Raw genomic sequence first — 26608 nt, 5'->3', positions numbered from 1 at the left:
GTCAGTCGTTGAGCAAGCGCCCGTGACGCAGCGCTTCGCGCCCCGCCACCTTGGCCAGCCAGAAACCGGGTTGGGCATAACGTAGCCGTTCAATGGCAAACAGCACCCCGGACGTACCAGCACACACCGTGCTGACCCGATCCGCCAACGGATCGATCACTTCGAAAATCTCATCGCCGGCTTCAATCCATTCGCCGGGTTTACGCAGGAAACTCACCACACCGGGGTGCGGCGCGAACAACAATTCAGTGCCTTCGAACGGCATGCCTTCACAGGCTTCGTGCGCCGGTTTCGGCCATTCGCCGCTGATCAGGCCTTGCTCAGCGAGGAACGCCAGAATGCCTTCGGCGTGGAATTCAGCTTGCGGGCGACCGGTGTCAGCCTGCCCGCCCAATTCGATGGTGGTTGCCAGACACGCCAGTGGAATCTGCGCGTCCGGGAACAGCCGCGACAGACGCAGCCACGACAGCGAACAGGCTTCGTCGAAGGAACTGCCGCCGGAGTCTTCCGCCAGCAAACCGACCTTCACGTTCAGATGCGCAGCGAGGGAGCGCCACTGTGGCCAGTGCTGCGGCAAGGCGTACATGTGCAGCGCGGCTTCGGCATCGCAATGCAAATCCAGCACGACGTCGGCGGTGCAGGCGTGGCTGAGCAAGATGCGCTGCATGCCTTGCAACTGACTGGCAGCGGGAGGCAGTGCGGCGAGTGCATCGCTCATGGCCTGGCGAATCAAACGGATATTGGCGTGGGGATCATCCCCCAGGCGTCCGTCCACCGCAGCAGCCACGGGGGCGCTGAGTTCGACGAAATCCCGGTTGAAGTTCTTGCCGCTGCCCGCGTCGAAACGCCCTTGATGATTGCCTTGCAGCAATTGGCCGAGGCCCAGTGGATTGGCCACCGGCACCAGTTCGATCACGCCGTTGAGCAAGCCTTGGGCTTCGAGCTCACCTAAACGCTTTTTCAGCTCCCAAGCAGTGCGCATGCCCGGCAGTTCATCGGCGTGCAGGCTGGCCTGGATGTAGGCCTTGCGCTCGCCCGTGCCGAAACGGAACACCGAAATCTGGCGCTCGCTGCCCAAGTGGCTCCACGGCAATGAATGATCGATGCGTTCCATATCAGTGCTTCCGCGGGGCCATGTAGCCCAGCCAGCGGCGCTCGGCCAGTTTGAACAACTTGACCAGGATGAAGGTCAGGCACAGGTAGAACACGCCGGCGGTGATGTACGCCTCGAACGGCAGGTAGAACTGGGCGTTGACCGTGCGCGCGGCACCGGTGATGTCGATCAGGGTCACGATGGACGCCAGACTGGTGGTCTGCAGCATCATGATCACTTCGTTGCTGTACTGCGGCAGCGCCCGGCGCAGGGCCGATGGCAGCAGGATGCGCTTGTACATTTTGTAGCGGGACATGCCCATGGCCTTGGCCGCTTCGATTTCACCGTTCGGTGTGGCCCGCAGGCTGCCGGCGATGATTTCGGCGGTGTAGGCGCTGGTGTTGATCGCGAAGGCCAGGCACGCACAGAACGTCGCGCTGGACAGCCACGGCCACATGAAGCTTTCGCGCACCGCTTCGAATTGCGCCAGGCCGTAGTAGATCAAAAACAACTGAACCAGCATCGGCGTGCCGCGGATCACGTAGGTGAACAGCCAGGCGCTCATGTTGACGACGGAGTTCTTGGAAACGCGCATCAGTCCCAGCGGCAGTGCCGCCAGCAGACCGAAAAACAGCGACAGCGCGAGCAATTTGAGGGTGGTCACCAGGCCGCCGAAGTACAGCGGCAGGGCCTCCCAAATGACGTTGTAGTCGAAGATCATAGATCAGCCGCCCTTACGCCTACCGAGTAGCGCTTCTCAAGGTGACGCAATGCCAGCAACGAGACACTGGTGATCACCAGGTACATCGCCGCCACTGCGAGGAAGAAGGTGAAAGGCTCGCGGGTGGCATCTGCCGCCTGCTTGGCCTTGAACATCATGTCTTGCAGACCCACCACCGAAATCAGCGCGGTGGCCTTGGTCAGTACCAGCCAGTTGTTGGTGAAGCCCGGAATCGCCAAGCGAATCATCTGCGGCACCAACACCCGGAAGAACACCTGGAAACTGCTCATGCCGTAAGCCATGCCGGCTTCGGCCTGACCTTTGGGAATCGCCATGAAGGCACCACGGAAGGTTTCCGACAGGTACGCACCGAAGATGAAACCGAGGGTGCCGATGCCGGCGGCCAGCGGGTTCAGGTCGATGTAATCGTCAAAACCGAGCATCGGTGCGACGCGGTTGAGCAGGTCCTGACCACCGTAGAAAATCAGCAGGATCAGCACCAGGTCGGGAATCCCGCGGATCACCGTGGAATACAGGTCGCCCAGCCAGGCCAGCCAGCGAATCGGGGACAGACGCAGCGAAACGCCGATCAGCCCCAGGACAATGGCCAAAACCATGGACGACAAGGCGAGCTGAAGCGTCAGCCATGCGCCATCGAGGATGACAGCCCCGTAGCCTTTCAACATGATTCAGGTCCTCGAAAGTTGGGATGAAAAAATGGCGCAAACCGCAGAGATTCTGTTGCTTGCGCCATTTCTGACTTGTCGCCGGGACGTGTTACTTGCCGTAGATATCGAAGGCGAAGTATTTGTCCTGGATTTGCTTGTATTTGCCGTTCTCGCGAATGGCAGCGATTGCGCTGTTGATCTTGTCTTTCAACGCGTCACCCTTGCGAACAGCGATGCCTACGCCGTCGCCGAAGTATTTGACGTCGGTGAAGGCCGGGCCAACGAAAGCGTAGCCCTTGCCAGCGTCGGTTTTCAGGAAACCGTCATCCAGCAGCGTAGCGTCTGCCACGGTGCCGTCGAGGCGGCCGGCGGCCACGTCGAGGTAGATTTCGTTCTGCGAACCGTAAGGCTTGATCTCGGCACCCAGCGGGGCCAGGACTTCGCGGGCGAAACGCTCGTGGATCGAACCACGTTGCACGCCGATGTTCTTGCCCTTGAGTTCGGTCAGGTTGTCGCTGACCACGGTGCCGGCCTTCATCACCAGGCGCGCCGGGGTGTTGTAGTACTTGTTGGTGAAGTCCACGGACTTCTTGCGATCTTCAGTGATCGACATGGACGACAGGATCGCGTCGATCTTGCGCACTTTGAGTGCCGGGATCAGACCGTCGAACTCTTGCTCGACCCACTGGCACTTGACCTGCATCTGCTCGCACAGGGCGTTGCCGATGTCGTAGTCGAAACCGACGATGCTGCCGTCCGGTGCCTTGGAGGCAAACGGAGGGTACGCCGCTTCGATACCGATCTTCAGGGGTTTTTCATCGGCGAAGGTCGGCAGGGACAACACGGACAGTGCCAGGGCGCCAAGCAGCACAAGTTTCTTCATCTTGGGACTCCATCGGTAAAGGGCAAAAACGGCAGAGTGAGCACAGGCCCAATATGCGAATGGGTTAAACGGGAAAGCGGTGCTGCGTCCTGAGAAACCCGCGCTGATTTCAACGCGAGCGACGACGAGCGAGTGATCGGCATTCTAACGACAGGCCCGAAGCCGATATTTCTTCAATGCGACAACAAATTACAGATGCACTGAGAATGGCGCTTGGGCACGTTGACAGCCTTGCAATTTCATGCAAGAGCAAAAGATTGTAAACCGATCTGTATTGCAAATAGCGGGCCTATTATTGGCAAACCCTTCTAATCCGGCAAGCACAGCGTAGTGTCTTATTTTTAATGGGCCGCTGAGAGGCCCTGAAACGGGGCTTTGCGTTTCCCAATGCCCCGGATCGGCGCGGGCGGTTACACATTCAGTTACTTTCCTGAAGACGGGTAACAGTGGGAAATGGCCTACGGGGGATGCCGATAAATATTCGGCGTTGTTGATGTGGTGTCTGACAGATCGCCTTCGCGAGCAAGCCCGCTCCCACAGTGGCTCGGTGCTGTTCGCAGAATTTATGTTCACTGAAGATTCCCTGTGGGAGCGGGCTTGCTCGCGAAGAGGCCCGAACAACCACCACAAAATCCCCAGGCAATAAAAAGCCCCACCAGACAACACCTGGCAGGGCTTCCATGACTCAGACCGACGCTTACGCGACGTTCATCGTCTTATGCGTATCAATCAAATGCTGCACTACACCCGGGTCCGCCAGGGTGGAGATATCCCCCAGCCCATCGTATTCAGCGGTCGCAATCTTGCGCAGGATCCGGCGCATGATCTTGCCCGAACGAGTTTTCGGCAGCCCCGGCGCCCACTGGATCACATCCGGCGAAGCAATCGGGCCGATCTCTTTGCGCACCCAGTTTTTCAGCTCCAAGCGCAGTTGCTCGCTCGGCTCTTCGCCATTTTTAAGGGTGACATACACATAGATGCCCTGCCCCTTGATGTCGTGCGGCACGCCAACCACGGCAGCCTCGGCGACTTTCGGGTGCGCAACCATCGCGCTCTCGATCTCGGCTGTACCCATGCGGTGCCCGGACACGTTAAGCACGTCATCCACGCGACCGGTGATCCAGTAGTAACCGTCTTCGTCACGACGGGCGCCGTCACCGGTGAAGTACATGCCACGGAAAGTCTTGAAGTAGGTGTCGACGAAGCGGTCATGGTCGCCATACAACGTGCGCGCCTGGCCTGGCCACGAATCGAGAATCACCAGGTTGCCCTCGGCGACGCCTTCGATAATGTTGCCCAGGTTATCCACCAGAGCCGGCACCACACCGAAGAACGGACGCGCCGCAGAACCTGGCTTGAGCGCGTGAGCACCCGGCAGCGGGCTCATCATGTTGCCGCCGGTTTCGGTCTGCCACCAGGTATCGACGATCGGGCAACGGGACTTGCCCACATTCTTGTAATACCAGTCCCACGCTTCCGGGTTGATCGGCTCACCCACAGAACCGAGCAGGCGCAAACTGCTGCCATCGGCACCTTCAACAGCGGCTTGGCCCGACGCCATCATCGCGCGGATCGCGGTGGGCGCGGTGTAGAGGATGTTGACCTTGTGCTTGTCGATGATTTTCGCCACCCGGGTGATATCCGGATAGTTCGGCACGCCTTCAAACAGCAACGTGGTCGCGCCGTTGGCCAATGGACCGTAGACGATATAGCTGTGACCGGTAACCCAGCCGACGTCGGCGGTGCACCAGTAGATTTCGCCCGGACGATAATCGAATACACGCTCGTGGGTCATCGCCGCGTACAACAGATAACCGGCGGTGGTGTGCTGCACGCCCTTTGGCTTACCGGTCGAACCGGAGGTGTAAAGGATGAACAGCGCTTCTTCAGCGCCCATTTCTTTCGGCGCGCAAACACTGCCCGCCACTTTCATCAGGTCTTCGTACCAGATGTCGCGATGCTGGTTCCACTTGATGTTGCCACCGGTGCGCTTGCACACGATGACTTTCTGGATGCTGCTGGTTTCCGGGTTGGTCAGCGCATCGTCGACGTTGGTCTTGAGCGGGATCTTCTTGCCGGCACGAATGCCTTCGTCAGCGGTGATTACTACTTTGGATTTGCAGTCGATGATGCGGCCAGCAAGGGCTTCCGGCGAGAAACCGCCGAACACTACCGAGTGAATCGCGCCGATCCGGGTGCAGGCCAACATGGCGACCACGGCTTCAGGGATCATCGGCATATAGATAGTCACCACGTCGCCGCGATGCACATCCTGGCCGCGCAAGGCGTTGGCGAACTTGCAGACTTGTTCGTGCAGCTCGCGGTAGGTGATGTTGCGGCTCTCGGCGGGGTCATCCCCTTCCCAGATAATCGCGATTTGATCGCCGCGCTCGGCCAGGTGACGGTCGAGGCAGTTATAGGAAACGTTCAGGGTGCCGTCGGCGAACCATTTGATATCGACATGGTGATCGTCGAAGGAGGTCTGTTTCACCGTGGTGAAAGGCTTGATCCAGTCGAGGCGCTTGGCCTGTTCGCGCCAGAAGCCGTCCGGATTGACGACCGACTGCTGGTACATGGCCTTATAGGTGGCCTCGTCAGTCAGCGTATTGGCTGCTACCTCGGGACGAACGGGATACAGAGAAGCCGCACTCATCTTTCTTACCTCGGTGGAATAGTTGTTTTTGTATGGCTCTGTTGTAGCCGGGCCGGGCCTATAGAACCATTCGACGATGGTAGTAACAAGCCCCTACAAAACGTCGTGGTTACCCCCGCTTGTGGGTCAAACCCGCGCAATCCGGACCTCCCCGCCCCCCGTAGGAGCTGGCGAAGCCTGCGATCTTTTGATCTTTTGCGCGATTGTTACGAGAAATGCGAAAGGTGTTTATCAAAACCATGGGTATATGAATGTAACCCCCACGCCTAAAATCAGCCTCGCCAACAAGGCAACCCTGATTAACCAAGTTGCAGCCCCCACGAAGGCAGTTAATCAAACAACCCAGTACTGAAGTTCCACACGCAATCCCAAAAGGATTGCGTGAACCCTCTCGACTTTAGAAAGGTAAATTTGAAATGAAAGCTTTATTAGTTCTGGCCCTCAGCAGCTTGTGCTTCAACGCCATGGCAGACGAGGCCCCGACTGATGTTGCACAGCAAAAACCCGTGGTAGTAGAGGAATACACCTACTCCACCCACTTGGACATCGCCAACGTCGTGTCCATGAGCGAAGTTCCTAATGTGTGTGAAGTTGTTCCGATGAAAATGGAATACGACGACTCCAAAGGTCAGCGCCACATCCTGCGTTATAGCGTCATGGGTAACGGCTGCACTAACGGTTAATCCGCCACACACACTTGGAGTGATAACGATGAAAACCAAACTGATCCTTGCCCTGACCCTTTGCGTACTCGCCGGCGGCGCTTTCGCGGCTGATGGCTACGACCACACCGGTTCGGCCGCTGTAACCAACGATGCGCCAGTCGCCGCTGACGGGGCTGATCACGTTGGCGCCGCCAAAGTCGCTGCCGATGGTGCCGATCACGTAGGGGCTGCCCGTTTCAGCTGATGGCTGAGCGTGACATTAGGGCCTGACTTCTGTCGGGCCTAGTTGTGTCTGGGGCAGCCGAAAAGCGACTCAAACCACAACATGTAGTGAAAAACCCATTTTTCTGGCTATTTTTTGAGCAAAAAGATTGCCCGCAAAAAATTATGAAAAAAAATCTGCGCCCCCGATTTCCTTCCAAAGCCCTGTAAACCCTCGTTCCGACCCAAACACCTCCCCCCGCCAACCGTTCCGAGTGCCATTTCGTCGCACCACAGCCCGATTTTTTTCCCTATAATGCCGCCTTAAACGGGCCTGCAATATTCCCTTACAGGGATAAGCAGCCAGTCCGAAGCCCCACGCAGAAGCGATTCATTTTCTCTGCGCCCATCGGCGGCTCGGCTCCGTAAAAAATTTCTGTTTTTGCCTGCGGTAGCTGCAATTACATTTTCCTTAGATCCAACGCGGCCAGTACGACCGTGTGACAAACCATCACATGGGCAATCTGGCCCTCACGCAGGAGACGACACGTCATGCTGAGCTGGGACGAATTCGACAAAGAAGACACGGGCGAAGTAGCTGTAAAAGGCGCCAACGCCGGCCACGCGACTGAAGCCAACATGGACCGCCTCGACACCGCCGGTGGCGTTGCCGCCCAAGAAGCGCGCGCCGTGACCGCCTCCGACTCCGCCGCCATCGCCCGTGCCAAAGCCGCCCTGGACAACCTCGACGTTGCCGAAGGCCTGGCCGAACTCGAAGGCGCCTCCGCCCGCGTCGCTGTCGACGAAAAGCGCATGATCAACTGCCGCGCCGACCTCAACCAACTCGTACCCTTCAAGTACGACTGGGCCTGGCAGAAGTATCTGGACGGTTGCGCAAACCACTGGATGCCGCAAGAAGTCAACATGACCGCCGACATCGCCCTCTGGAAAGACCCGGAAGGCCTGACCGACGACGAACGCCGCATCGTCATGCGCAACCTCGGCTTCTTCTCCACCGCCGACTCCCTGGTTGCCAACAACCTCGTCCTGGCCGTGTACCGCCTGATCACCAACCCGGAATGCCGCCAGTACATCCTGCGCCAGGCTTTCGAAGAAGCGATCCACACCCACGCCTACCAGTACTGCATCGAATCGCTGGCCATGGATGAAGGCGAAATCTTCAACATGTACCACGAGATCCCATCGGTCGCGAAAAAAGCCACCTGGGGCCTCAAATACACCCGTTCGATCTCCGATCCGAAGTTCGAAACCGGCACCGTCGAAACCGACAAAGAACTGCTGCGCAACCTGATCGCCTACTATTGCGTTCTGGAAGGCATCTTCTTCTACTGCGGCTTCACCCAAATCCTCTCCATGGGCCGCCGCAACAAAATGACAGGCGTCGCCGAGCAGTTCCAATACATCCTGCGCGACGAATCCATGCACCTGAACTTCGGCATCGACGTGATCAACCAGATCAAAATCGAAAACCCGCACTTGTGGGATGCTGAGATGAAGGAAGAAGCTTCGCAGATGATTCTGCAGGGCACCCAACTCGAAATCGAATATGCGCGTGACACCATGCCTCGCGGCGTACTCGGCATGAACGCGGCGATGATGGAGGACTATCTGAAGTTCATCGCTAACCGTCGTCTGTCGCAGATCGGTCTTAAAGAAGAGTATCCGGGGACTACGAATCCGTTCCCTTGGATGAGCGAAATTATGGACTTGAAGAAAGAGAAGAATTTCTTTGAGACGCGCGTAATCGAATACCAAACCGGTGGTGCGCTTAGCTGGGATTAACTCCTGAGGCTAGCCGCGATTTGACGATACCAACCTGAGTCGCAAATCAAAAAACTGAAAAGCCCCGATTCGATCGGGGCTTTTTATTGCCTGTAAGAAATGCTCACTCGTACCTACGTCACGTTGCAAAAACTCCTACAGCACTCTCAGCTCTTTCCCGATTGATACCCACTCGATGCACCTCTAAGCTAAATCCAGGTGCCTAAGAAACGCCCAACGTAGAAGCTAACTTATTTACACAGAACCGCGTGTCGATACGCGACCTTGTGTGGAAAAGACTGCCTGTTGGGATTTCTTAGATCCTCTACGTTGGGTTTTGGCTCTATCCAATTCATTCGTAGAGGTAATGGATATGCCCACACAACAACCAATCCACTCTCCCGTTTCTTTGGGGATCGGTAATGCCTGATCCCTTCATCCCCACAGTTTTTATTCGTCAAAACCTAGACCTTCACGCCCTCCTCCTGGAAAACCAGCCATGGTTCTGCGCCCGCGACCTCGGTCGTTTGATGGGTGTCCATTTGAATGATCGGATGGTCAGCAAACTGGACGAGGATCAGCGGCATACGTTGTTGATTAACTACCACGGCCAGCCAGAGAAGCGACTGATGCTCAGCGAGTCCGGCGTCTATGCGTTGTTGGTCTATCACTACGCGCCGGGGAATCGGTTGTTGCGCGAATGGTTGACTCATCAAGTGGTGCCCGCCTTACGTGATGCCGTGCCGTCGAAGAATTCTGATCGACCGATGTTGAGTTTGTTGGACTGGCCGGAAATGTCGTTGAGTCTGTTGCATTGGCAGGATGAAGGCTGGATTCGGCTGAGGGACATGCCTTATTTGTTGCTCAATCGAACGCGACGACGGGTGCCAGTGGTTAAGCCCTGGTGGCGCAGGGTTTTGGAGGCTTTTCAGTCTTCGAAGCAATCGGTGGGTTAGTAGTGCGGTGGTGTCTTTGTAGGATCGCTTGAACGATGCGTCGGTCTTTTCTGTAGGAATTTTCGTAGACAGTCGTAATGGCCACTCAGTATCGTCCGAGGGTTTTCAACCCTCGGCGATTGTATGGACACTGAAAAGAGCAACAGCGATTGGACTGACGTGGAGATTCAAGCTGCGGTCGATGCCTATCTCAGCATGTTGTCCCGCGAGCAGAGCGGTCAGAAAGTCGTTAAGACTGAGGAGAATCGCATCCTGCGTGAGGGTGCCTTAGCCGGTCGGACTAAAGGATCAGTTGAGTTTAGGATGCAGAACATCTCTACCGTGCTGGTGGAACTGCGTCGAGATCGCATCGAGGGTTACAAACCGGCCAAGAATGTCGGCGCGAATGTTGCGCGCAGCATTCGTAGAGCGCTCAGCGCTTCAAGTATTTTGACGCCCGAAGACTTTGCTCCGACTGCGGACGAGGCAACACTGGAGCAGCGTGCGGCCAAAATTGAGCGGCAACCGCTTAAAAATGAGCCGAAGGGGATTGAGTGCCCCGAGCAAACTCAGTCCATTGGAAAGTCTTATGTTCGCGATCCTGAAGTCAGGGCGTGGGTTCGCCAGCAGGCTGAAGGAAAATGCGAAGGCTGTGGCGAGCCGGCTCCGTTTGAGAAGGATGGCAGGCCGTTTCTTGAGGTTCATCACGTTAAGCATTTGGCGCTGGAAGGTTCGGATCGCACAAGTAATGCTGTGGCGCTATGCCCGAACTGTCATCGTCGTTGTCACCATTCCAGCGACCGGGATGAATTTACTGCTTCGCTTTATAAGAGGGTGAAGCGGTTGAAACCTGAGTAATTGGACTGTACGAAACCTGTGGCGAGGGAGCTTGCTCCCGCTCGGCTGCAAAGCAGTCGCCATGCAAACAACTCGATCTGCCTGATGTACCGCGTTTGCCGGGTTTGGGGCTGCTGCGCAGCCCAGGGGGAGCAAGTTCCCTCGCCACAGTGAGTTGCGTTGCTGTGGTGTCCGCGCGGGGTAGATTGACCGAGTTGATGCTGGGATTCGCGAGCAAGCCCGCTCCCACAGGTTTGGTGTGTTGCCACAGGTTTTGCGGTGTTTTGAAAACAGTCAGTGCAACCCGCCCCGCCTCCCGCTATTAATACCCTTCCCCACTCAAGGACCCGAGCCCGCCATGAAATTCGACCTCGCCTACTGCCTCAGCCTCGACGACAAGTTGTCGATCTATGACGTGCGGGATTTGAATTTTGACGAGACGGTGGCGTTCGATTCCGCCAAGGAACACTTCCAATGTCCCAATGACGCCTGCAGGGCGGCCTTCGATTCGGCCAATGTGCTGACGACGTTCAACGCCAAAAACGTGAACTACGTTCGCACCCCGCACTTCAAGAACACGCCCAGCACGCGGCATGTGGCGGATTGTCCTTATGTCAGTTTGAGGGCGCCGGCGTCGGGGGTTGAGGCGGACGGTGCGGAAACGGATGACAGTCGCGAGGAGCATTTTCCGTCGGAGTTGTTACTGACTCGGCGTGAGTATGTACGCAAGCCGTCGAGCCCGGCGGTGGCGGCGGATGTGGTGCGGGATGATCCGAAACCCACGTCAGTGGATAAGCACACGGAGCACCCAACCCGCGAGTCGGCGCCGGACAAGACCAGTGTCTTCGCCCATCCGGTGGAGTGTTTTGTGTCGAACTTCGAGGACAAGGAACTGCTCAAGCGCATGCCGCTGAAGATTGGCGAGCACACCGCGCCTTACGGCTCGTTCTTCAAGAAGATCGAATACCTGACGGACAACAAGGGGCTGATTTACTGGGGCAAGATCAAGGAGATCAAGGATTACACCCAGAGTTTTCGCATCGACTTCGAACAGAAGGTCTGGTTCAAGCAGGCGGATGAGGCGAAGAAGAAGCCTTATTCGGTGAATGTTTATTTGAGCAAGAAGTTGATCGACAACTACCGCAAGCGCAAGGCGTTTCTGGAAGAGATCAAGCACGCCATAGAAAGCGGGAAGGAGTTGTTTTGCTTCTTCTATGGCGTGACGCCGGAGTTGAAGCAGGTGCCGAGCAAGAAAAACCCCGAACAGACGTTCGGGGTGTTCAGTGCGAATATTGAGAATCTGGATCACTTTATTGTTCGGGAAGCGCCGGGGTTGGACGACAAGTAACCCTCGCGTCAGGGTAATTGCAGCGCGGCACTGCCGGGGTGTTGCTGGATGAGGTTGTACGGCAGGACGCTGAACGCTGTGTCGCGGCACATGGAAGAGATGTGCGGGAACGATGGCACTAACTTGATGCCGCTTTTGGTGAAGTACCAGGACGGGTATGTCCATGGTTGTTCGTCGCCATAGATGCAGCCGTCTTCACGTTCTGTGGTGGTTTTCATCTCGTCGGGATAGAGCGCGCTGAGTTGCTGGACCAACCACGGCGCCAGGGTTTTGGTGCGGTAGTCGGAATAGGCGTCGTACGATTCGGAAGACGGCGTGGCGTCGTTGTACTCGCGTTCGTAGTGCAGCGGTTTGCCCTGGCCGAGCCACAGCACGTCTTCAAGGGTCAGGGTCTTGCCGGTTTTGACGTCCAGATTGAGTGGCATGTCGTTTTCATCGGTATAGGCGCCGCCGCAACTGTACTCAGTGGCAATGCTCACGCTGATGGTTGACGGCCCCATCCACAAGGGTTCTACCGTTTGTGCGTAGAACGTCTCGCCGGCACTGGCCTCACAGTCGAACTTCCCCGCCACTTCTTGCCACAGGCGCCCCATCAATTGTTGATTGATGCGCTGGCGCTCCGCGGCGGTGTACCCCGATACCACTTCAAACAGTGTCGTTTCGGATTTTGGTTCAATCCACCATTGCAGCGAGTAGCCCATGAAGGTTTCGGCCTTGCCCTTCTTCAGGTCCAGGCCTTGCAGACGCAGGTACTCGTAAGGTGACTGATCACGCAGGGTGGTGAGAAAGGGCACGGTTGCGGCGGGCGCGGGTGCAATGTTGGCTTGCTGTAGATCGACTTTCAGCACCTTGCCTTCGGGGCTGCGCCATTCACCGGACCAACCGTCGGGCTTGGGCTGTAGACGAATCGTCGGGTGGGGAGCGTCCTGATCACCCCGCAGGGGAACCTCGTCGAGCACCAGCGTCTGCCCGACCTTTTTGCCGCTGAGCATCAGGTCCTTGCGGTACTTTTGGTAGAAGTAACGGCCACCCACGTCGCCGCCGCCATCGGCGTTTACTTCCAGCACGATTGGCGTTTTGCCCAGGGTGCCGGTGTAGACCTGCTTGCCGCTTTCAGCCCCCAGCGCGGTAGAAAACGTTGAACACACCAACGCGGCAACGCTGGTTAGACGACACAATCCTTTAAACATCAAATCATCCTTGGGTAAATGGCGGTGGGCATTTTCAGGGCAGTTGCAGTGCTACGCCGCCGGGGTGTTGTTTGACGAGGTTGTAAGGCAGAACGCCCCAGTCAATGTCTCGGCACACTGCCGCCGCGTGAACAAAAACGGGCTCCAACTTGAGGCCTTTTTCGGTGAAGTACCAGAGAGGGGAACTCCAAAGGTTATCGTCGCTATAGACGCAATCGTTCTCCTCCACTTCGGGCTTTGCCGTCATCTCGCTGGGGTTGAGTTTGAGCAATTGCGCCACCAGCCACGGCGCCAGTTCTTTATTGCGATATTCATAATGAGCTTTGGATGCAGGGGATGAGTAGTCAAAGCCCTCTTCGAAATGCACGGGTTTGCCCTGCCCCACCCACAGCACATCATCAAGCGTCAGGACATTGCCGGTCCTGGTATCAAAGTTGAGCGATTCGTTGTCCAGATTCGGATGAAGACCACCGCAATAGAAGTCGGTGGCGGTAATGACGCTCATCACCGAAGGCGACATCCATACGGGATGACTTGTTTGAAAATAGGACCCCGGGGCACCATCGACAGTGCACTCCAAAGTCCCCCCGACGCCCTGCCACAAGCGCGCCATCAGTCGCTGATTGATGCGTTGAAGCACTTCAGCGGGATAACCCGAAACGACTTCGAACAGTTGCACTTCTGATTGCGGCTCGCTCCACCATTGCAACGTGTAGCCCATGAAATTTTCGGTCTGGCCTTGTTTGAGTTTCAGGCCTAGCAAGCGCAGGTATTCGTAGGGCCATTTGTCATGAAGTTCGACGAGATAGGGCAAGGTATCGGCGGGCGCTGGCGCAAGTCTGGCTTGCTGCTGCTCCATCTTCAGCACTTTGCCCTTGGCGCTGGTCCACTCGCCAGACCAGCCATCCGGCGTGGGTTTGAGGCGCATGGTCGGGTAAGGCTGACTTCCACCGCCCTCCTCCAGTACCAGTGTTTCCCCTTCTTTTGTAAGGCTCAGAACCAAGTCCTTACGGTACTTTTGGTAGAAGTAACGACCGTCGCCAGAGTCAGGATTCATTTCCAGCACAATCGGCATTTTGCCCAAAGTCCCGGTATAGACCTGAGTACTGCCGTCAGCCCAAATCACAGGCGAAGCCGTTAAGCACGCCAGGACGACAACCCCGGCCAACCAGCGCAATCCGTTGAACATCAAATCTTCCTTGGATAAATGGCCGTATCCAGCCTCAGGGCAATTGCAGCGCGACGCCGCCAGGGTGCTGCTTGATAAGGCTATAGGGCAAAACACTCCATTCCACATGCCCACACGGCGCTTCGGCGTGAGAGAAGTACGGCTCTAACTTGATGCCTTCTTCAGTGAAATACCAAGTCGGGAGAATCCAACGGTCTGCTTCACCGTAAGCGCAGTTCTCGTCACTGCCAGGTATCTGATCGGGGTGAAGCTTATGCAACTGTTCGACGAGCCAAGGTGCAAGTTTTTGGGTGCGGTACTCGGAATAAACTTCGCGCGCTTCCGGGGTTTGGTCATTCAGCTCTTCGTAATGCAGCGGTTTACCCTGCCCGACCCAAAGGACGTCTTCTAACGTCAGGGACTTACCGGTTTTGGCATCCAGGTTAATGGGTGCCTCGCTGTAATCCGGGTGCTGGCCGCCACAACGCCCCTCGGTTTCAACGTTCACGCTGATAACCGATGAGGTGATCAGCAGCGGTGTCATCGCTTGGATAAGCGACGTATCACTACCGCCAGCGAGACACCCGTAGTACCCCACCACTTCCCGCCACAATCGATCCATCAACTGCCGATTAATGCGATCGCGCGCTTCAGGGGTATAGCCGGAAACCACTTCAAATATCGTCAACTTCGTCTGCGGCTCACTCCACCACTGCAACGAATAGCCATTAAACGTCTGTGTCTTGCCTTGATTGAGTTTCAGACCTTGCAGGCGCAGATACTCATAAGGTTCCTGATCATGGAGCCTGGTTAGATAGGGCAACGTATTGGCCGGTAGTGGTGGGCGTTTGGCTCGCTCCAACTCGATCTTCAGCACTTTACCTTCAGGGCTGATCCATTCGCCGGCCCAGCCGTCAGGTGTGGGCTGCAAGCGAATTGTCGGGCGCGGCGTGTCCTCGCCGTAAGGTTCTTCACCCTCCTTCAGAACAAGGGCTTTGCCTTCCTTTGTGCCGTTGAGCGCCAGATCCTTGCGGTACTTCTGGTAGAAGTAGCGGCCGGTCGCCGTTTCGGGGTCCATCTGCAGCACAATCGGCGTTTTGCCCAAGGTTCCGGTGTACACCTGAGCGCTGTTTTCCGCCCACAGCGGCGTAGAAAACGTTGAGCACGCCAGCGCGATAACGCCAGTCAGACGACACAATCCGTTGAACATCAAATCATCCTTGAACGAAGCGAGCGTTTGCTCGGTAGTAATGGGCGCGGATTATGGCGAAGAGGCGTCAAACAATCGATGCCGCAATGTCGATCATTGCTGCGCCAGTTGCGACTGCAACTGCCCAATCTCGCGCTTCACTGCATTACGCCGATCACGTGCAGCCTGAACACTTTGTTCATCCTGGCCGGAGTAAGTGCGTAACCAGTGCGCAATCATTTCTTCATCGGGCCAGTAATAGTCTTTATGGCCTTTACTCAGCCGTGGGGTGTCATTCCTCCGTGCGTCGAAGCGGCCAGCCTCGTATTCGTCAGCCGGTAGCGAGCCCCATTCGGCGGCGTAACTCTGGAAAATCCAAGAGACTTCGTCGATGTGCTTTTGCGCACCGCGATGCCGGCGCTTATAGAAAACATACTCGCTACAGGCCTGCTCATAACGCTGCTCCATGAGATCGCCGTCGATCCATTGAAACAAGTCATTCTGCGTCGCATGGCGCATCAAGCCGTAGAGCCAGCGATCAGAGAAGCGTTGGATAAATCCGGCAACGTCAGCCTTTTTCGCGTCCGCGAAAATCATGCAGTAACGGGTTTTGATGTGCATGACGAACAGCACGTGTTTGCGCTGTACGGTGATCGCATGGACCAGCCACTGTTCTGTCAGGTCAGCCGGTTCGTCCTCTTCCGGGGTGGGCGATGATGGATTGAAGTCCACGGGCGTGATTGTTTTGCCCTTTTGGACGCGACTGAAAAACTGGCTGGCTGCTTCGGTGCAGTTAAAGATCAACATCAATGGCCCTCAAGCGTTAGGTGCACTTAATTAACCCACATACCAAGCATCACTAAAAGCAACAAACCGATATAGACCCACGCATGCACGCGATCCGGTATCCGCCCGATCCACGGCGTCGCCAGGCGAATGCCGATGATCGATCCAGCCGCCAATATCGCAAACGCCAACACATCCACATACCCGATAAACCATTTGCCCAAATCAAACTCGGTGAAGCCAGCCATCGCCATGTAAGTCAGCGTCCCGGCCAGGGCCACGGGTAAACTCAGCGGATTAGCCATGGACGTGGCTTGGGACATGTTCAAGCCACAACGCCGTAGTAGCGGCACAGTCATGACACTGCCGCCCACACCGAGAAAGGTTGCGATGGCGCCGATTCCTATGCCGGACACCGCAACGTTGCCCAATCGCCGTGGGACTTGGTTATCCGAGTGCGTGAGAAAACCGCGCCTGAACAGGCAGTCCAGAATCGTAATACCCAAATACACAATGAAGGCGTAGCGAATCACCTCACCATTGGCCCACATCGCTGCACCAGCGCCGACAATCGCGCCCAACCCGATATAGCCACCCAACGGCCACAGGTAATGACGAATCAGGCTACCGGCGCGGTGGTGTTTTCCAGTGGCGATCAGTGCGTTGACGATCATCACGCAGGTCGAAGTCGCCACGGCGATGTGCATCGCCGATTGACCGATGGGGTCGTCGGCGCCATGGCTGGCCATGAGCATGCGGTACAACAACGGCACCACGACGAAACCGCCGCCGAAGCCGAACAGCACGGCGGTAATACCGGTCATGCAACCGAAGAGTGTCAGTAAGAGATAAAACATTGCGCATCGTCCAATGGTGGGGAGCGGTCGACGATAGAGCGATGCCGCTTGGCCTGCTTCAGCAAGTCAGCCAATAATGTTCGCGTTTACGCCAACTGCTGAGTGCTGCTGCGATGCGCAATGTTTCGATCAATTTGCTGGACGACACGCCGCGGCCGGTGGTGGCGATCGGGACGGATTATTCCCACGGGCATGTGTTGCCTCGTCATACACACCGACGGGCACAACTCCTATACGGCGCCACCGGGGTGATGCAGGTCAGCACCCATGACGGTAACTGGGTGGTGCCGCCGCAACGGGCAGTTTGGATCCCGGCCGGGGTGGCCCATGAAGTGTTGATGCTCGGGGTGAGTACGCGGAGTTTGTACATCGAGCCGGCGGCGGTTGAGCTGGGAGATCGCTGCCAGGTGATCAGCGTCTCGCCGCTGATGCGGCACTTGTTGATGGAGGCGGTAGGGGTTCCGCTGGCGTATGACGAGACCGGGCGCGATGGCGTGCTGATGGACTTGCTGCTGCACGAACTGGCCCGTAGCGCTCATCTGCCGTTGCACATTCCGCTGCCGGGTGAAGGACGATTGCTCGGGTTGTGTCAGACGTTTCTCCAGCAGCCGAACATCCACCAATCGCCACAGCACTGGGCCGATCAGTTGCACATTAGTTTGCGCACCTTCAATCGGCTGTTCCGCCAACAAACCGGCCTGAGTTTCAGCCAATGGCGACAACAAGCCTGCGTGGTCCTGGCCCTGGCTCGGTTGGCGGTGGGCACGCCGGTCACGCGAATTGCCGTGGACTTCGGTTACGACAGCCCGGCGGCGTTCTCGACGATGTTTCGCCGGGTGCTAGGGCAGGCACCGTCCGTCTGGATGGATGCGGCGAAATAGCAAAAATCAAAAAATGCATTTGATCCCGGCTCAAAACAACTGTACAAAAACACAGTACATTTTGAATCAGCACTCTCGAGCCCGGAGAACACCATGGCCTCTCTTGCGATGAAAATCACCCTGGAACGTATCGCCCTCTTCCAATTCACCCCGGCCCACAGCGCCCAGGCCCGAGCGATGCTGGGTTGGAGCGTGGAGGAGTTGTCCCGAGAATCCGGGGTTTCCGTAGACGCCATTGAGCGTTTCGAGGCCGAGCGTGATGTGCTGGATGTCACGCGACTGGCGCTGGCGTATCGGTTTGAGTCGGAGGGGTTGGTGTTTTTCCCGGGGTTTGCGCCGGGTAGAGGGATGAATGTGAAAGGCTCGACGCCGAATCCGGTGGCGCGGGCGGATTATGCGATGGTTGAGTGAGGTGGCAGTGGATGAGTGATATCGATGCGGGTTTAGCGCGAGGCAAGGCCGAATACGTCATGAGGATCGGCATGCTCCTCGAAAACGGTGATCTGGGTAAGGCTGAGGCGGCGCAAAAGCTTGGGTTGTCTCAGGAGGAGCTGGATGAAATGCTGCAAGGACGGTTAGGTGATTTGACCATGACGAAGATCCAGGAATACCTGGATCTTCTGAAGGATGGAACGCACAGCGCATTGGTGTGAACCCTGGGCCGTCCCCTGGCAGACGGCCCGAAAGTGCAGCGCTCTAGGCCATTACCTGATCGCTCACGTTTTCCACGCCCAGCCACCAAGGGCTGCCGCGCTGCGGATAGCTCAGGTTGAACGCCTCGCCCATCTGCGGCGTGGTGATCGACACATTGCGTTCCCAGGCCAGTGTGATGATGCGGTCGAAGGGTTCAAACCAGGCGTGCATCGACAGGTCGAAGGTGCCGTTGTGAATCGGCAGCAGCCAACGGCCCTTGAGGTCGATGTGGGCTTGCAGAGTTTGTTCGGGTTGCATGTGCACGTGCGGCCACTCGACGTTGTAGGCGCCGGTTTCCATCAGGGTCAGGTCGAACGGGCCGTACTGTTCGCCGATGCGTTTGAAGCCGTCGAAGTAGCCGGTGTCGCCGCTGAAGAAGATGCGGGTGTCGCCGTCGATCATCACCCACGAGGCCCACAGGGTGCTGTTGCCATCGAACAGGCCGCGACCGGAAAAGTGCTGCGACGGTGTGGCGATGAACTGGATGCCATCGACTTCAGTGCCCTGCCACCAGTCCAGTTGGCGGACTTTGCTGGCGTCGATGCCCCACTTGATCAGGGTATCGCCCACGCCCAGTGGCGTGAGGAAGTACTGGGTCTTGTCCGCCAGTTTGAGCACCGCGTTGTAATCGAGGTGGTCGTAGTGATCGTGGGACAGGATCACCGCTTCAATCGGTGGCAGGTCTTCCAGGCTGATCGGCGGCTGGTGGAAGCGCTTGGGGCCGGCCCATTGCACGGGTGAAGCACGCTCGGCGAAGACCGGGTCGGTGATCCAGAACTTGTCCCGCAGCTTCAGCAGGACGGTGGAGTGGCCGAGGCGGTAGACGCTGTGGTTGGGTGCGGCGATCAAAGCGGCCTGGGTCAGGGTCTGGACCGGGACAGAAGTGCTCGGACGAGTGTTGCGCGGTTTGTGGAAGATCATGTTCCACATGATGCGCAGCATTTTGCGAAAGCCTTCACGCTGGACTGGCTGGTGGTTTCGGAAATGCCCTTCGACCTGACGAGAAGCTTCAGGTCGGACGGCGATGTCCGTAGAGGAATTTGAACTGGCCATGAAGGAATGACTCCAGAAAAACCGCGTTAGTCGCAGGTTTCTACCGTGGGACGATAAATGGCCAAGGCACGCACGCATCAGCCGGAGATTCTATTTTTCACTGCGCAGGATTAACTGCGGATTACACTGCACAGTGTAGTTTCTAGGTTGCATCAATCCGGATCACAAGTAAACTGCCGAGTGTAACTCTCTTCTTTTTCCTGCCGAAGCGTACTTATGACAGCTCCACAGCGCCTCACCGACCGCAAACGCGAAGCCATCATCCAGGCCGCGATTGCTGAATTCCGTGCCAATGGTTTTGAAATCACCAGCATGGACAAGATCGCCGCCACCGCCGACGTGTCGAAGCGCACGGTGTACAACCACTTTCCGAGCAAGGAAGAGTTGTTCGCCGAAATCCTTAATCAATTGTGGGCGCGAGTGACCGCCGAGCAGGAAACGGCCTACCGCCCCGACCTGCCCCTGCGCGATCAGCTACGGCAAATCCTGATGGCGAAAGTGCAGATGATGGGCGACGACAACTTTCTCTACCTGGCACGAGTCGCCATCGCCGCGACCATCCATTCCCCCGAACGCGCCCGCAACATGGTCGCCCGCATGGGTGAACGCGAAGAAGGCCTGACGGTGTGGATTCGCGCCGCCCAGGCCGATGGCCGACTGAAACCGGTCGCCGCGGAATTTGCCGCGCAGCAAATCCAGGGGCTGCTCAAGTCCTTCGGATTCTGGCCGCAGATTTCCATGGGGCAGCCCGGTCTTTCCCCCGAGATGCAAAACACCGTCGTCGAGTCGGCGATGGACATGTTCCTGGCCTGCTATCAGCTCTAGATCAAGTCTCTGCCGCACCTGCGCCCTCGTTAAATGGCTCCCAAGGACACTGATTATTCCTGTTGGAATAAATGACAATGTCTGCCGCTTTACCGATGAACGGTAGCTCTGAATAAAACACCGAAATGTGTTTCAGAATGAAACTGGCGCAGGGAATTATGGAAAACCAACGCGGCAAGGGCCTTTCATTCGCCAGACGCATTTACATGCCCCGGACGGTCGGTCTGGGTATTGGCTGTATCTGTGTGACCGCCGCGCTTTACCCATTGAACGTGCCGGGCTGGGTCTGGGTCTTGATGTTGCTCAACGGCTTCGTCTGGCCCCATTTCGCCTACCAGATCGCCACGCATTCGCCCTTCCCCTACCAGGCTGAACGCCGCAACATCATCGGCGATTCGCTGTGCGGTGGTTTCTGGGCAGCCGCCGTTCAGTTCAACCCCATCGTGACCGTCACCATTCTGTCGATGATGACGATGAACAATGTTGCGGCGGGTGGCCCGAGACTGTTTCTCCAGGGCGCATTGGCTCAATTGATCGGGGTGGTGATTGCCTGGTTGCTGTTCGGCATCAGTTTTACCCCGACAGCCACGCCGATTCAGGTCTGGGCGTGCATACCGTCGCTGACCATTTACCCGTTGGCGGTGGGGATGGTGTGTTATCGACTGGCGTTCAAACTCTCCGAACACAAACGCGCCCTCAGCGCCTTGAGCCGCACCGACAGCCTGACCGGCCTGCTCAACCACGGCGCTTGGAAGGACCTGCTGCACGTCAAGTTCCAGCAGTGCCGGCAGAATAAGGTGGAGTCGGTGATTGCCCTGATCGACATCGACCACTTCAAGGCCATCAACGACAGCTACGGACATATCGTCGGCGATACCGTGCTGCGGCAACTGAGCGTTGAGCTGCGGCGCACTTTGCGCGAAGGCGATCTGGCTGGCCGTTATGGCGGCGACGAGTTCTGCGTGATCTTGCCCAACATGTCGTTGCACCACGCCAGGGAGGTGATGGAGCGACTGCGCGAAGTGCTCAATGACTATCGTCATCCGCCAGTGCCCGAGCTGCGTATCAAGCTGAGCATTGGCCTGGCTGCGTACCAAACGGTGTTCGCCGACGCGATTACCTGGCTCAACGATGCTGACAAAGCCCTCTACACCGCGAAAAACACCGGTCGTAACAAAATCAGTATTGCTTCGAACCCTGCTGCCGAAGGCTCAGCAACGCGTATCCCCGCCTGAAAACTTGTACAGACGATCAATAAATTGCTTTCTTGTACAAGTTTATTAAGTTTTGTATAAGTATTGCTCTGTCAGCCAGGGACCGCTGACATTGAGCAGACAACGCCGAAGACAGCCTTGGTCTTCGGCCTGCACGCGCAGGAATAGGGACTTGCTTCTTGTTGTTCCCAACCTTTCGAGCACTGCCGCCATGCTATTCAATCGCCACAAATCCGCCCTCGATGAACTCCAGCAAACCGTCGCCAACCAAACCGGCCTTCTGGACGCCATCGATCGTTCGATGGCAGTGGTCGAGTTCGACCTCGATGGCGTCGTCCTGCGCGCCAACGACAATTTCCTCAAGACCCTGGGTTATCAACGCGATCAAGTGCTCGGCAAACCCCACCGCCAGTTCTGCACGCCGGAATATGGCCGCAGTAGCCAGTATTCCCAGCTATGGGCGCGCCTGAAAAACGGCCAGTTCGAGTCCGGCACCTATGAGCGGGTCAACAGTCAGGGCCAGCCAATCTGGCTGGAAGCCAGTTACAACCCGATCAAGGATGCGTCGGGGCGGGTGGTCAAAGTGGTGAAGTACGCCATGGACGTGACGGCCAAGGTGCAACAGGAAAGCGAATCGCAAGCCAAGTTGCAGGCTATCGACCGTGCAATGGCCGTGATCGAGTTCAACCTGGACGGCAGCATCATTACTGCGAATCAGAATTTCCTGACGCGCATGGGTTACAGCCTCGCCGAGCTCAAGGGCAAGCATCACCGGATTTTCTGCACCCCTGAACTGGTCAACAGCAGTGCTTATCAAGACTTCTGGCGCCGGCTCAATCAGGGTGAGCTGTTCAACGGCCAGTTCGAGCGCGTCGACAAGCGCGGGCAAACGGTCTGGCTGGAAGCCAACTACAACCCGGTGTACGACGCCGGCGGCCGCTTGTGCAAAGTGGTGAAATTCGCTTCGGACGTCACCGCCCGGGTCGAGCAGCATGCCCAGGATGCCCGTAGCGCCACCGAGGCTTATCACATCTCGGTGGAGACCCGAAAAGTCGCGGAACACGGGACCCAGGTGATCCAGCAAGCGGCCAGTGAAATGCGCGAAATCGCCGCCAATATTGCCGAGTCTTCGACGTTGATCGCCCAACTCGGCGAGCGCTCCGAACAGATCACCGCCATCGTCAACACGATTCGGGCGATTGCCGACCAGACCAATTTGCTGGCGCTCAATGCGGCCATCGAAGCGGCCCGGGCCGGGGAGCAAGGGCGCGGATTTGCGGTGGTGGCGGATGAGGTTCGGCTGCTCGCGGCACGGACCAGCGGCTCCACGGCGGAGATTTCGAGCATGATCGGTTTGATCCTGGCGGAGACCCGGCAGGCGATCAAAAGCATGGATGGCACCCGGGACCGGGCGGCGGAAGGGGTTGAGTTGGCGAATCAGGCGGGCACGGTGATTTTGCAGATTCGGGATGGGGCGAGTAATGCGGTGCAGGCGGTGAGTATGTTTGCGAATGAGCGGGTGACTGGTTGAGGTTGTGAGGGGGATTGATTTTCTTGCCAGGCAAATAACCGAGTCGCCTCATTCGCGAGCAAGCCCGCTCCCACATTGGATCTTCTGGGTACACAAAATCTGTGACCCACAATGATCCCCTGTGGGAGCGGGCTTGCTCGCGAAGGCGGATTCCCGTTCAACATCGATTCAGCTAACAAGCGCCGGCACAGGACTATAGTGACCGCACGTCCCGATTCCTCGCCGAGCGCACCATGAATTCAACCAAGCCCGACCACAAACCCGCCGCCACTGTCGATCACCTGCGCTTCCACCGTGCCCACGCTCATCTGGCGCCGACCTTCGGCAATGACAAATTTGCCCTGCGCGCCGAGGCGTTTGCGCGGTTCTTTGGTACGCCGACCTTTCTCGGCGCGCAAACCCTGATCGTGGTGTTGTGGGTGTGCCTGAACCTGTTCGGTGTGGCGCACTTCGACCTGTATCCGTTCATCCTGCTCAACCTGGCGTTCAGCCTGCAATCAGCCTACGCCGCGCCGCTGATCCTGCTGGCCCAGACCCGTCAGGCTGCGCGGGACAAAGCCCAGTCCGACGCTGACGCACAACACCGCGAGGCCTTGGCCGTGGCCAACAGTGAGCGCCAGGCCCAGGCCGCGCAAAACACCGCACAGTTGATGGAGCTGCTGGAGCAAAACACTCGCCTCACCGAAATGACCAAGAGCCTGACCGAGCGCATCGAAAACCTGACCTCGGAAATGCACCAGCACTTTGTACGAAAAGACGAACCGAAAACGCCGATTTAAGGCAAGCGCAGCGCCCGGCCCAGTTCATCGAACAGCGTCACCACCGAGCGCAACGCACGGCAGTCCGGTCGAGTGAGCAACCACAGCGCCGTGTCGCAACCCTGCAACGGCCCGGTCAACGGCTGCAAACCGTCGCCGATCAGAAAGTCCGGCAACGCCGCGACTCCCAGCCCTGCCCGCACCAATTCCGTCACCGACAACAGGCTGTTGCAGCGATATCCCGGCATCACACCGGGCCATTGCTGACGGCGCCAGGCGATGGTCGGGTGATCAGGCAGGAAGTCGTCCGGGGCGATCCAGGTCAGTGCAGCCAAATCCGTAGGATCGATGGTTTTTAGATAGGCCTTGCTGCCACACACCCGATACGACACTTGCGCCAAACAGCGCCCGACCAAATGCTCCGGCGGTGTGCGGGTCAGGCGCAGGGCAATGTCGGCATCCCGACGGCTGAGGTTGGCGAAGTCGTTGGAGGTGCTGAGTTCGATGGTCAGCGCCGGGTAGGACGGCATGAACCGGGCCAGCGCCGGCAGCAGCAAGCCTTGCAGGACGGAATCGGTGCAGGTCAGGCGCACCGTGCCGCTGATCACTTCACCGCCCTGCTCCACGCCGATGCGCGCCGCGTCCAGCGCTTGCTCGGCGCGCTCCGCCTGTTCGGCCAGGGTCTGGGCCAAGGTTGTGGGCAGGTAACCGGCGCGGCTCTTTTCGAACAGTTGCTGACCGAGCGCGGCTTCCAGTCGGCGCACGGCGCGGAACACCGTCGACACGTCGACTTTCAATAGCTGCGAGGCACGGGCCAGAGAGCCGCCACGGACCAACGCCAGGATCAGCGCCAGGTCCGGATAGTCCAGCCGATAGTGCGTGGGTGCATTGATCAATTGGGAAAACGCCAATATTGAGTGCGCGAACGCCAATCTATAGTGGGTATCAGGAATCAACAAGCGCAGAGAGCCCTCATGGAAACCACCGCCATCCGCATCGCCCTGATCGGCGACTACGACCCACAAGTCACCGCCCACCAAGCCATTCCCATCGCCCTCGGCATGGCCGCAGAAAACCTGGACCTGGACGTGCAGTTCCAATGGCTGGCCACCGACCGGATCAACGCCGATACACGGCTCGACTCATTCCACGGCTTCTGGTGCGTGCCCGCCAGCCCATACCGCGACATGGACGGCGCACTGCGAGCGATCCGTTTTGCCCGCGAACACCAGCGACCTTTCCTCGGCACCTGCGGCGGTTTTCAACATGCGGTGCTGGAATATGCCCGCAACGTATTGGGCTGGGCCGATGCCGAGCACGGCGAAACCGCCCCCGACGCTGAGCGAGCATTGCTCACACCGTTGACGTGCTCACTGGTGGAAGCGGTCGACAGCATTCATCTGGTGGAAGGCTCGTTGATCGCCAAGGCGTATGAAAAATCCGAGATTCACGAAGGCTATCGCTGCCGCTACGGTGTGAATCCAGAGTTTGAGCAAGCATTGCTGACCCAACAACTCAACGCCGCAGGGCACGACTCGAACGGTGATTTGCGAGCGGTGGAGCTCAAGGGGCATCCGTTCTTCGTCGCCACCCTGTTCCAACCGGAACGCGCCGCGCTCAAGGGCACGTTGCCGCCGTTGGTTCGGGCGCTGGTCGAAGCCTGTGCGAGACACAAACGATGATCGCCACTACGCCACCGCCCCACTATTACGCGGTGATCTTCACCTCACTGCGCACCGACGGTGACCAGGGCTACGCCGAGGCGGCCGAACGCATGGTGCAACTGGCACGCGAACAGCCGGGGTTTCTCGGTGTGGAATCGGCTCGGGGTGAGGATGGGTTGGGGATTACTGTGTCGTACTGGACCAGTGAAGCGGCGATTCTGGCGTGGAAGCAGCATCCGGAGCACAGCGCAATCAGGGAGCGTGGCCGGGCGACTTGGTATTCGCAGTGCCATACGCGGGTGTGTCGGGTTGAGCGGGCTTATGAGTTCAAGCTCTGAATGATGCAGTGTTTTTCAGGCCGTCTTCGCGAGCAGGCTCGCTCCCACAGGGGGATTTGCTTGCGCCACAGATCCAGTGTGGGAGCGAGCCTGCTCGCGAAAAGGCCAATAAAGTCACCACAAAACCATCAGCCCTGAACCAAACTCCGCACCGCCGAAATCTCCGGCACTTCCCGCCGACTCATGTACACCCGCAACGGCTCGGTCACATTGATCCGGTCATCAATATTCTGATCCAGCAGCAACTGAATCAACTCACGTTTGAGGGTCATCGCCTCGCCAGGCCCCGGTGCCCAGACAAATTCACTGGTAGGAATAATGCCGTCATCGGCCACGTCCATACCGAACGAGTCTTCGCTGAAACGCACGATGTATTGGCCGGTCTTGCGATTGAGGCCGACGAAACCCTTGAGTTGGTCGGCGGCCTGGCAGATGAGTTGGGACGTGATGCGCATGATAAACCTCACAAAAGGTCGCTAAAGGACCGGTGATCGATGGTTTACACGCAGGGCGGATGAACGGGTTTCCCTCTGCCGGGGAAACGCATGGGCCAGAGAGTACTGCAAAGAACCGCACAAAAGCGCGGAAAAAAATCGCTTTAAATACGTTTATGTCGGTCTCGCGATAGCGCTCGCGGCGCTCAGTTGTTAAAAGGTACGTCTTTGAAAACCTCTG

27 protein-coding genes and 2 pseudogenes are annotated in these 26608 nt (G+C 57.7%); 16 read left to right on the top strand and 13 right to left on the bottom strand.

Features of this window, described 5'->3' with window-relative positions; translation table 11 throughout:
* Position 1: 1 nt before the first annotated feature.
* From BK665_RS16640 to acs, 5 genes are all read right to left on the bottom strand, one after another.
* Positions 2-1114, bottom strand: a complete 1113-nt coding sequence (locus BK665_RS16640) for a M14 family metallopeptidase (protein ID WP_123407316.1) — start codon at positions 1112-1114, stop codon at positions 2-4.
* 1 nt (position 1115) lies between these two features.
* On the bottom strand, positions 1116-1814 hold the full coding sequence (locus BK665_RS16635; protein WP_123407314.1) for an ABC transporter permease: 699 nt from the start codon (positions 1812-1814) through the stop codon (positions 1116-1118).
* The gene (locus tag BK665_RS16630; protein WP_123407311.1) at positions 1811-2500 is read right to left on the bottom strand and encodes an ABC transporter permease; all 690 of its coding nucleotides are present in this window, start codon (positions 2498-2500) and stop codon (positions 1811-1813) included. The genes BK665_RS16635 and BK665_RS16630 overlap by 4 nt, the downstream gene beginning before the upstream one ends.
* Before the next feature lie 91 nt (positions 2501-2591).
* Entirely contained in the window at positions 2592-3365 is a 774-nt protein-coding gene (aotJ, locus tag BK665_RS16625) for an L-arginine-binding protein AotJ (RefSeq protein ID WP_123407309.1), read from the bottom strand.
* A 697-nt stretch (positions 3366-4062) separates the two neighbouring features.
* Entirely contained in the window at positions 4063-6018 is a 1956-nt protein-coding gene (gene acs, locus BK665_RS16620; RefSeq protein WP_123407307.1) for an acetate--CoA ligase, read from the bottom strand.
* Between the two features lie 416 nt (positions 6019-6434).
* On the opposite strand from acs, the gene BK665_RS16615 reads away from it, so the two are divergent.
* From BK665_RS16615 to BK665_RS16585, 6 genes and pseudogenes are all read left to right on the top strand, one after another.
* On the top strand, positions 6435-6701 hold the full coding sequence (locus BK665_RS16615) for a DUF2790 domain-containing protein (protein WP_123407305.1): 267 nt from the start codon (positions 6435-6437) through the stop codon (positions 6699-6701).
* A 28-nt stretch (positions 6702-6729) separates the two neighbouring features.
* Positions 6730-6924, top strand: a pseudogene (locus BK665_RS16610) (hypothetical protein); the annotation flags it as partial.
* Positions 6925-7436: 512 nt separating this feature from the next.
* On the top strand, positions 7437-8687 hold the full coding sequence (locus BK665_RS16605; RefSeq protein WP_092279009.1) for a ribonucleotide-diphosphate reductase subunit beta: 1251 nt from the start codon (positions 7437-7439) through the stop codon (positions 8685-8687).
* Between the two features lie 401 nt (positions 8688-9088).
* Positions 9089-9622, top strand: coding sequence for a BRO-N domain-containing protein (locus BK665_RS16600; protein ID WP_123407300.1), 534 nt, complete (start codon positions 9089-9091; stop codon positions 9620-9622).
* A 123-nt stretch (positions 9623-9745) separates the two neighbouring features.
* Entirely contained in the window at positions 9746-10459 is a 714-nt protein-coding gene (locus BK665_RS16595) for an HNH endonuclease (RefSeq protein ID WP_123407298.1), read from the top strand.
* 337 nt (positions 10460-10796) lie between these two features.
* Positions 10797-11786: a hypothetical protein gene (locus tag BK665_RS16585; protein ID WP_123407294.1), complete on the top strand. Its 990-nt coding sequence runs from the start codon at positions 10797-10799 to the stop codon at positions 11784-11786.
* An 8-nt stretch (positions 11787-11794) separates the two neighbouring features.
* On the opposite strand, the gene BK665_RS16580 is transcribed toward BK665_RS16585, so the two are convergent.
* From BK665_RS16580 to BK665_RS16560, 5 genes are all read right to left on the bottom strand, one after another.
* Positions 11795-12976 carry a hypothetical protein gene (locus BK665_RS16580; RefSeq protein ID WP_123407291.1) on the bottom strand — a complete coding sequence of 394 codons (1182 nt, stop codon included), beginning with the start codon at positions 12974-12976 and terminating at the stop codon, positions 11795-11797.
* 34 nt (positions 12977-13010) lie between these two features.
* Positions 13011-14165: a hypothetical protein gene (locus tag BK665_RS16575; RefSeq protein ID WP_123407289.1), complete on the bottom strand. Its 1155-nt coding sequence runs from the start codon at positions 14163-14165 to the stop codon at positions 13011-13013.
* A 34-nt stretch (positions 14166-14199) separates the two neighbouring features.
* Complete coding sequence (locus tag BK665_RS16570; protein ID WP_123407287.1) at positions 14200-15354, bottom strand: hypothetical protein; 1155 nt, start codon at positions 15352-15354, stop codon at positions 14200-14202.
* A gap of 93 nt (positions 15355-15447) precedes the next feature.
* On the bottom strand, positions 15448-16140 hold the full coding sequence (locus BK665_RS16565) for a DUF6933 domain-containing protein (protein ID WP_123407285.1): 693 nt from the start codon (positions 16138-16140) through the stop codon (positions 15448-15450).
* A gap of 26 nt (positions 16141-16166) precedes the next feature.
* Positions 16167-16976: a sulfite exporter TauE/SafE family protein gene (locus tag BK665_RS16560; RefSeq protein ID WP_123407283.1), complete on the bottom strand. Its 810-nt coding sequence runs from the start codon at positions 16974-16976 to the stop codon at positions 16167-16169.
* A 113-nt stretch (positions 16977-17089) separates the two neighbouring features.
* Between BK665_RS16560 and BK665_RS16555 the strand changes: the two genes are divergently transcribed.
* The 3 genes from BK665_RS16555 to BK665_RS16545 all read left to right on the top strand — a co-directional run bounded on the left by BK665_RS16555 (position 17090) and on the right by BK665_RS16545 (position 18510).
* A complete protein-coding gene (locus BK665_RS16555; RefSeq protein WP_123407281.1) occupies positions 17090-17857 on the top strand; it encodes an AraC family transcriptional regulator in 768 nt (255 codons plus the stop codon).
* A gap of 93 nt (positions 17858-17950) precedes the next feature.
* Positions 17951-18268: a helix-turn-helix domain-containing protein gene (locus tag BK665_RS16550; RefSeq protein WP_054613790.1), complete on the top strand. Its 318-nt coding sequence runs from the start codon at positions 17951-17953 to the stop codon at positions 18266-18268.
* Positions 18269-18279: 11 nt separating this feature from the next.
* Entirely contained in the window at positions 18280-18510 is a 231-nt protein-coding gene (locus BK665_RS16545; RefSeq protein ID WP_123407279.1) for a helix-turn-helix domain-containing protein, read from the top strand.
* A gap of 43 nt (positions 18511-18553) precedes the next feature.
* Here BK665_RS16545 and BK665_RS16540 read toward each other — a convergent pair whose 3' ends face one another.
* Positions 18554-19603, bottom strand: a complete 1050-nt coding sequence (locus tag BK665_RS16540; RefSeq protein ID WP_123407277.1) for an MBL fold metallo-hydrolase — start codon at positions 19601-19603, stop codon at positions 18554-18556.
* A 216-nt stretch (positions 19604-19819) separates the two neighbouring features.
* Between BK665_RS16540 and BK665_RS16535 the strand changes: the two genes are divergently transcribed.
* From BK665_RS16535 to BK665_RS16520, 5 genes and pseudogenes are all read left to right on the top strand, one after another.
* Positions 19820-20428: a TetR/AcrR family transcriptional regulator gene (locus BK665_RS16535; protein ID WP_123407275.1), complete on the top strand. Its 609-nt coding sequence runs from the start codon at positions 19820-19822 to the stop codon at positions 20426-20428.
* Positions 20429-20586: 158 nt separating this feature from the next.
* Positions 20587-21663, top strand: coding sequence for a diguanylate cyclase (locus tag BK665_RS16530; protein ID WP_123407408.1), 1077 nt, complete (start codon positions 20587-20589; stop codon positions 21661-21663).
* Between the two features lie 190 nt (positions 21664-21853).
* Positions 21854-22621, top strand: a pseudogene (locus BK665_RS35375) (PAS domain-containing protein); the annotation flags it as partial.
* Entirely contained in the window at positions 22595-23173 is a 579-nt protein-coding gene (locus BK665_RS35370; protein ID WP_375538938.1) for a methyl-accepting chemotaxis protein, read from the top strand. The pseudogene BK665_RS35375 and the gene BK665_RS35370, both read left to right, overlap by 27 nt.
* Before the next feature lie 233 nt (positions 23174-23406).
* Positions 23407-23952 carry a DUF1003 domain-containing protein gene (locus BK665_RS16520; protein WP_123407271.1) on the top strand — a complete coding sequence of 182 codons (546 nt, stop codon included), beginning with the start codon at positions 23407-23409 and terminating at the stop codon, positions 23950-23952.
* Here BK665_RS16520 and BK665_RS16515 read toward each other — a convergent pair.
* Positions 23949-24890 (bottom strand): LysR family transcriptional regulator, encoded by a 942-nt coding sequence (locus BK665_RS16515; protein WP_123407269.1) that lies wholly within the window; start codon positions 24888-24890, stop codon positions 23949-23951. The genes BK665_RS16520 and BK665_RS16515 overlap by 4 nt on opposite strands.
* A 15-nt stretch (positions 24891-24905) precedes the next feature.
* On the opposite strand from BK665_RS16515, the gene BK665_RS16510 reads away from it, so the two are divergent.
* Together BK665_RS16510 and BK665_RS16505 are read left to right on the top strand one after the other, a co-directional pair.
* The gene (locus BK665_RS16510) at positions 24906-25613 is read left to right on the top strand and encodes a CTP synthase C-terminal region-related (seleno)protein (RefSeq protein WP_123407267.1); all 708 of its coding nucleotides are present in this window, start codon (positions 24906-24908) and stop codon (positions 25611-25613) included.
* Positions 25610-25933 (top strand): antibiotic biosynthesis monooxygenase family protein, encoded by a 324-nt coding sequence (locus BK665_RS16505; protein ID WP_123407265.1) that lies wholly within the window; start codon positions 25610-25612, stop codon positions 25931-25933. Before BK665_RS16510 ends, BK665_RS16505 begins: the two co-directional genes overlap by 4 nt.
* Positions 25934-26061: 128 nt before the next feature.
* Here BK665_RS16505 and BK665_RS16500 read toward each other — a convergent pair whose 3' ends face one another.
* Positions 26062-26388: a DUF2025 family protein gene (locus tag BK665_RS16500; protein WP_123407263.1), complete on the bottom strand. Its 327-nt coding sequence runs from the start codon at positions 26386-26388 to the stop codon at positions 26062-26064.
* Between the last annotated feature and the right edge of the window lie 220 nt (positions 26389-26608).

The sequence above is a fragment of the Pseudomonas frederiksbergensis genome (assembly GCF_003732665.1).
Classification (GTDB): Bacteria; Pseudomonadota; Gammaproteobacteria; order Pseudomonadales; family Pseudomonadaceae; genus Aquipseudomonas; species Aquipseudomonas frederiksbergensis_G.
This window is presented reverse-complemented; position numbering and strand designations above follow the sequence as displayed.